We start from the raw sequence: 6,338 nt of genomic DNA, 5'->3' as shown, positions 1-6,338 counted from the left end.
TTCTGCTCGAGGATCCCGCGCACTTGCTCGAGGCGAGCGCACGGGGCACGCCGGCGGCGCGTACCTGAGTACGAGCAACCGGGCCGGATGCTCGATCAAATGCGGCGACTTCTCGAGCAACCGCGCGGAGGGGTCCTCGCGGGGGCTGAGTGGCCCGCTGCGGGGTCCGATCCGCCGCCCTGCCCGAGGCCCGGGTCGAGCCCGACGGGGACGCAGCGGGCCGATGGGAGCGCCGCCGCCGAATCGCGCCGCCCGGGTGATCTACACTGGCCCGCGACACGGGGTGCCGCCCATCCGGGGGGCTGAGAACACACCCGTAGAACCTGAACTGGGTAGTTCCAGCGGAGGAATGTCGATGCGGCGCCGACGAGCGCCGGGCCCGGGTCGCCGCGCATCCCGTGGCGGCCGGACCGTCACGTATCGGTTCCGCGCCGGGCCTGCCGGGAAGCGAGCGGCAATGCGGATCGACGAGCAGATCGTCCTGGTGACCGGAGGGGCCCGCGGGCTCGGCGCGGAGATCGTCCGCGCATTCGCGCGTGAGGGTGCGCGCGTCGTCGTCGACTATCGGCGCAGCGAGGCCGCGGCGGCCGACCTCGTCCGCGAGATCGGCGAGGACCGCGCGGTGGCGCTGCGCGCGGACGTGACCGACGACGACGAGGTGCGCGCCCTCGTCGACGCCGCCCGCGCCCGGTTCGGCGCACCGATCACCACCGTGGTCAACAACGCGCTCGCCGACTTCCGGTTCAACGGTGACGCCCGCCCGCGCCCCGAGACCCTCACCTGGGCGGATTTCGACTCGCAGCTGCGGGGCACGGTCAAGGCGACGCTGGCCACCACCCAGGCCACGCTGCCGGGGATGCGCGAGGCGGGCTTCGGCCGGATCGTGAACATCGGCACCAACCTCTTCCAGCACCCGGTGGTGCCGTACCACGACTACACCGCCGCCAAGGCCGCCGCGCTCTCGCTGACCCGGACGCTGTCCAGCGACCTCGGGCCGGACGGCATCACGGTGAACATGGTCTCGGGCGGGCTGCTGCGGACCACCGACGCGAGCGCCGCTACACCTGACGAGGTCTTTGACCTCATCGCCTCGGGGACCCCGTTGCGCCGGGTGATCGCCCCCGCCGAGCTCGCCGACGCGGTGCTGTTCTTCGCCTCGCCGTGGGCGCGGGCGGTGACGGGGCAGAACCTCATCGTGGACGGCGGGCTGGTCAAGGGCTGACCTGGTGTCTCCCTCGGGGCCGGGCCCCGAGGGACCGGGTCAGGGGGTTCCCGTGCCGGGCTCGGCGGCGGGCGAGGTGTTGGTGCCGCCGTCGTTGCTCTCGAAGTGGGTCCACTCGCCGTCCATGTCGACCTGCATGGCGTAGCCGAGGGCGTCGTCCGGGACCTCGACCGTCTTGAACCAGTCGTAGGCCTTGGTGTCGTCGGCGAACTCCTTCTCGTCGATCACGTTCTGCTCGGGATCGATCACGCGGTACCGGGGCATGTCAGCTCCTTGGTCGAGGGGTGCGGGTCGTGGTGGAAGTGTGGGGGATCGGTCGCGGGTTCGCATCCGGTCGCATGGCCGGCGCCGGGGCGTACGGTCGGAGGCCCGACGACGCAGGAGGCCGCCCGTGACCGACGATTCCTCGACCGGATCCCCCGGTCGGCCCGCTGACCAGCCGCTCATCGATCCCACCTCCAAATACCCGGTGGAGATCCCCCTGCAGGCGCAGCCCGCGCCGGGGCTCGCCTCCGAGCTGACGCCGCCAGCCGACCACGGCGAGACGTCGTACGTCGGTCACGGGCGGCTGACCGGGCGGCGCGCGCTCGTCACCGGCGGCGACTCGGGGATCGGCCGGGCCGTGGCGATCGCGTACGCGCGCGAGGGCGCCGACGTGGCGATCGGCTACCTGCCCTCCGAGCAGTCCGACGCCGACGAGGTCGCCCGGTTGGTCCGCGAGGCCGGCCGGACATGCGTACTGCTGCCCGGCGATGTGGGGCAGGAGGCGGTGGCGCGGGGGATCGTCCGGGACGCCGTGGCCGGGCTCGGCGGGATCGACGTGCTGGTGCTCAACGCCGCTCGGCAGACCTACGTGGAGAACCTCGAGGACCTGACCTCCGAGCAGTGGGCGGAGACGATGAACGTCAACCTCTCGGCGCCGTTCTGGATGACCCAGGAAGCCCTCGGGCACCTGCGGCCCGGCGCGAGCGTCATCTTCACCTCGTCGGTGCAGGCCTACACCCCGTCGCCCGGCCTGGTGGACTACGCGACCTCGCGGGCGGGGGTGAACACCATGTCCAAGGCGTTGGCGCAGCAGCTCGCGCCGCGGGGGATCCGGGTGAACGCCGTCGCGCCCGGGCCCTTCTGGACCGCGCTGCAGGTCACCGGCGGGCAGAAGCCGGAGAAGCTGCCGTACTTCGGGCAGAAGAACCCGCTCGGTCGGCCGGGGCAGCCCGTGGAGATGGCCGGCGCCTACGTGTACCTGGCCTCCGAGGAGTCCTCGTACACCACCGGCAACACGCTCTCGGTGACCGGCGGCGCGCCGACTCCGTAGATCGGAGCCCGGCCCGTCCCCGCCCCACCGCCCCACCGCCACCTCGCTTCTGCGAATCCGCTACTCGGCCGCCTGATCCGCTACCCGGAATCAGGTAGCGGATCAGGCGGCTGCGTAGCGGTTGCGGGCTGGGCGGGCTGGCCGGCCGGCCGGCTGGCGGGCGGGCCGGGCTGCCGGGCGGGCGGATCAGCTGTCGTGGATGATCACGCCCCGCATGATCTTGCCGTCCTGCAGATCCTGGTAGCCCTGGTTGACCTGGTCGAGCGTGTACGTCGTGGTGATGAGCTCGTCCAGCTTGAGCTTGCCCTCGTCGTACAGGCGCAGCAGCTTGACGATGTCGTACTGCGGGTTGGCGGAGCCGAACAGGGTGCCCGTGATGGTCTTGCCGAACAGGGCCATCATCGTGCCGCTGACCTGCACCGTCTTGTCGGTCATGTTGCCCAGGCCGGTGATCACGACCCGGCCGCCCTTGCCGATCACGTCGAAGGCGCTGGAGACGACCTGCTCCTCGACGGTCCCGACCAGGATGAGGGCCTGGTCGGCCATCTGGCCCCAGGTGAGCTTCTCCACCTCGGCGTGGGCCTCGGCGGCGTCGGCAAAGGCGTGGGTGGCGCCGAACTTCAGGGCCTCGTCGCGCTTGAACTGGACGGGGTCCACCACCACCACGTGCCGGGCACCCGAGTGGACGGCGCCCTGCACGGCGTTGATGCCCAGGCCGCCGATGCCGTAGATCACCACGGTGTCGCCCTGGCGGACGTTGCCGGCGTAGGTGGCGGTGCCCCAGCCGGACGGCACACCGCAGCCCACCAGCACGGCCTTGTCCAGCGGCAGCCAGTCGTCGACCTTCACCACGGAGTGCTGCGAGATCACCGACCGCTCGGAGAACGTCCCGAGCATGCACATGGCGCCGAAGTCCTTGCCGCCCGAGTGGAAGCGGAAGGTCCCGTCGGGCATGTGGCCCTCGAGGATCGTCGCACCCATGTCGCACAGGTTCTGCCGCCCGGTCGAGCAGTAGCGGCAGGTGCCGCAGTTGGGGATGAAGGAGCAGACCACGTGGTCACCCGGCTTGACCTTGGTGACGCCCACGCCGACGGCCTCGATGATCCCGGCGCCCTCGTGCCCGCCCACGATCGGGAAGCGCGGGGGGAGGGAGCCGTCGGACAGGTGCAGGTCGGAGTGGCACAGGCCGGCGGCCGTGTACTTGATCAGGACCTCGCCGGGCCCGGGGTCGTCGAGGTCGAGTTCGATGATCTCGAACGGCTTGTGGAGGTCGAACAGCACTGCTGCCTTGGTCTTCACGGCGGAGTTCCTTTCGGAGAGGAGGGGGAGATCAGAGCTGGATGTTGACCGAGCGGGTCTGGGTGTAGAGGTCGAGCGCACCCCGGCCCAGTTCGCGGCCCCAGCCGGACTGCTTGAACCCGCCGAAGGGCATGGCGGTGTCGAAGCCGTTGTACTGGTTGACCCACACGGAGCCGGCCTGCAGCCGACTCGCCACCTTGTGGGCCTTGGAGATGTCCTTGGTCCAGACCCCGGCGGCGAGGCCGTACATCGAGTCGTTGGCCTGGCGGACGGCGTCGTCCATGTCGGAGAAGCGCAGGGCCGCCACGACGGGGCCGAAGATCTCCTCGGTCACCACGCGGTGGTCGGGTTCCACGTCCACGAACACGGTGGGCTGGATGAAGTAGCCGGTGTCGCCGTGACGTCCGCCCCCGGTCAGGGCCCGTCCGCCGTCCTCGATCCCGGCCCGCAGGTAGTAGGAGACCTTGTCGAACTGGTCCTGGTCGACCACCGGACCGAGCGTGGTGGCGGGGTCCAGGCCGTGCCCGATGGTGGCCTGGGCGGCGGCGTCGGCGACGGCCTGCGTGAACTCCTCGTAGATCGAGTCCTCCACGTAGAGCCGCGTGCCGGCGGTGCACGCCTGGCCGTGGTTGAACATCCAGGCGGCCACGGACCCGGCCACGGCGGCGTCCCAGTCGCAGTCGGCAAAGACGATGTTGGCGCTCTTGCCGCCCAGCTCCAGGGAGACCTTCTTGAGATTGCCCTTGGCGGCGTCGACGATCAGCTTGCCCACCTCGGTCGAGCCGGTGAAGGCCACCTTGTCCACGCCGTCATGGCCGGAGATCGCGGCACCGGCGTCGCCGAATCCGGTGATGATGTTCACCACGCCGTCCGGCACCCCGGCCTCGGCCATGATCTCGCCCAGCAGCAGCGCGGTCAGCGGCGTCTGCTCGGCCGGCTTGAGCACCAGCGTGTTGCCGGTGGCCAGGGCGGGCGCGAGCTTCCACGAGGCCATGAGGATCGGGAAGTTCCACGGGATGATCTGCCCGCACACGCCCACCGGCACGCGCTGGGTGTAGGCGTGGAACTGCGCGTCGCCGGCGAACGGCATGGACACGTTGACGGTGGAGCCCTCGATCTTGGTGGACCAGCCCGCGTAGTAGCGGAACACGTCGGCCGCCCACGCCACGTCGACGGCGGTGGCGATCGCCGCGGACTTGCCGTTGTCCAGGGCCTCGATCTGGCCGAGCATCTCCGCCTTGGCATCCAGCAGGTCGCCGATCCGCCAGAGGATCTGCTCGCGCTTGTTGGGCTTCATGGTGGCCCACGCGCCGTCGTCGAACGCGCGGCGGGCGGCGGCCACGGCGCGGTCGACGTCCTCGGGTCCGCCGTGCGCGACCTGGGCGATCTCGGCGCCGGTGGCGGGATCGTAGGTGCCGAACGTGCGGCCGTCGGCGGCGTCGACCCATTGTCCGTCGATGAACAGCCGGTGGGGGCGGGCGAGGAACTCGCGGGCCTCGGCGCCGAGCCGCTGGTCGACCTGGTTCGCCGTGTCGCCCTCGCGGGAGAGTGTGCCGGTCATGGAAATACCTCCGGGGTCGGAGACCGGCCCGATGTGAGGCCGGTCACAATCCATCATGGGGCCGGCGCCGGGGCTCGGAGTGTTCAGTTTCTGGACACCCTCTAGGACAGCCCGAACTCCCTCATACGGGCGTAGAGGGTGGTTCGGCTGATGCCCAGCCGTCGGGCTGCCCGGGACCGCACGCCGTCGCACTCCGCCAGTGCCGCGACGATCGCGTCGTACTCGCCGCGGGCCAACTCGCCGGCGCGGGGTGGCCGGGCGGAGCGGGCGCGGGAGGGGAGCGAGCCCACGTCGAGGGTCGCCCGGCCCGTCCCCGGTGGGACTCCCGGGATCCCGCCCAGGCACTCGAGGAGGATCGACCGGAGGGACACCAGCCCGTTGGGCAGGTCCGACGAGCAGACCGCGTCCACGAACCGCGCGGACACCGCCGGCTCGACGAGCCCGCGCTCGGCGGCCAGATCGGCGACCATCCGGCGGACGATCTCGCCGCCCTCGGCGCCGCGCTCGTGCAGCGGGCGCAGCACCGTCCGCGCCCCGCACGCGTCGAGCGCCTGCGCCACCGCCGCGCGGGGACCCTCGCGACTGGTGACGACGACGAGGCCGGCCCCCGCCGACCCCAGGCGCGCAGCCAGGCGGCGCAGGTCGGCGTCGTCGAGCAGGTCGATGTCGTCCAGGACCAGCGGCGTGCCCCGATCGCCCCGGTCGCGGAGGGCTGGGGCGGCCAGGTCCCGCCACGCCGCCTCCGCGCTGTCCGCCTCGGCGAGCCGGACGTGCAGGGCGTCCGGGCCGGCGATCGCCCTCGCCGTCGTCGTCCTCCCCGACCCCGGGGGCCCCTCCACGGCGTGCGCCAGCGCGGTCGTCGGGGCGCCCGTCGTCGGGGCGACCGTGGGCGCGGACTTCGCGACGGTGGGCACGCGGACGGTGGGCATGCTGACGGTGGG

6 protein-coding genes and 1 riboswitch are annotated in these 6,338 nt (G+C 71.9%); of the genes, 2 read left to right on the top strand and 4 right to left on the bottom strand.

The annotated features are described in order from the left end of the window. The first annotated feature begins 269 nt into the window (after positions 1-269). A riboswitch (TPP riboswitch) is annotated at positions 270-367 on the top strand. Positions 368-457: 90 nt separating this feature from the next. Then, positions 458-1,222, top strand: coding sequence for a 3-oxoacyl-ACP reductase (locus B4M60_RS06440; protein WP_291081387.1), 765 nt, complete (start codon positions 458-460; stop codon positions 1,220-1,222). A gap of 39 nt (positions 1,223-1,261) precedes the next feature. Here B4M60_RS06440 and B4M60_RS06435 read toward each other — a convergent pair whose 3' ends face one another. Further along, the gene (locus tag B4M60_RS06435; RefSeq protein ID WP_291081386.1) at positions 1,262-1,486 is read right to left on the bottom strand and encodes a hypothetical protein; all 225 of its coding nucleotides are present in this window, start codon (positions 1,484-1,486) and stop codon (positions 1,262-1,264) included. Between the two features lie 127 nt (positions 1,487-1,613). On the opposite strand from B4M60_RS06435, the gene B4M60_RS06430 reads away from it, so the two are divergent. Then, entirely contained in the window at positions 1,614-2,537 is a 924-nt protein-coding gene (locus B4M60_RS06430) for an SDR family oxidoreductase (protein WP_291081385.1), read from the top strand. Positions 2,538-2,723: 186 nt separating this feature from the next. On the opposite strand, the gene B4M60_RS06425 is transcribed toward B4M60_RS06430, so the two are convergent. The 3 genes from B4M60_RS06425 to B4M60_RS06415 all read right to left on the bottom strand — a co-directional run. Further along, positions 2,724-3,836 (bottom strand): NDMA-dependent alcohol dehydrogenase, encoded by a 1,113-nt coding sequence (locus B4M60_RS06425; RefSeq protein WP_291081384.1) that lies wholly within the window; start codon positions 3,834-3,836, stop codon positions 2,724-2,726. Between the two features lie 31 nt (positions 3,837-3,867). Beyond that, the gene (locus B4M60_RS06420) at positions 3,868-5,397 is read right to left on the bottom strand and encodes an aldehyde dehydrogenase family protein (RefSeq protein WP_291081383.1); all 1,530 of its coding nucleotides are present in this window, start codon (positions 5,395-5,397) and stop codon (positions 3,868-3,870) included. A 101-nt stretch (positions 5,398-5,498) separates the two neighbouring features. Then, positions 5,499-6,338, bottom strand: an 840-nt coding sequence (locus B4M60_RS06415) for a helix-turn-helix domain-containing protein (RefSeq protein WP_291081381.1), incomplete at its 5' end; no start/stop codon positions are given.

It is taken from the genome of Dietzia sp. UBA5065 (assembly GCA_002415925.1).
Classification (GTDB): Bacteria; Actinomycetota; Actinomycetes; order Mycobacteriales; family Mycobacteriaceae; genus Dietzia.
This window is presented reverse-complemented; position numbering and strand designations above follow the sequence as displayed.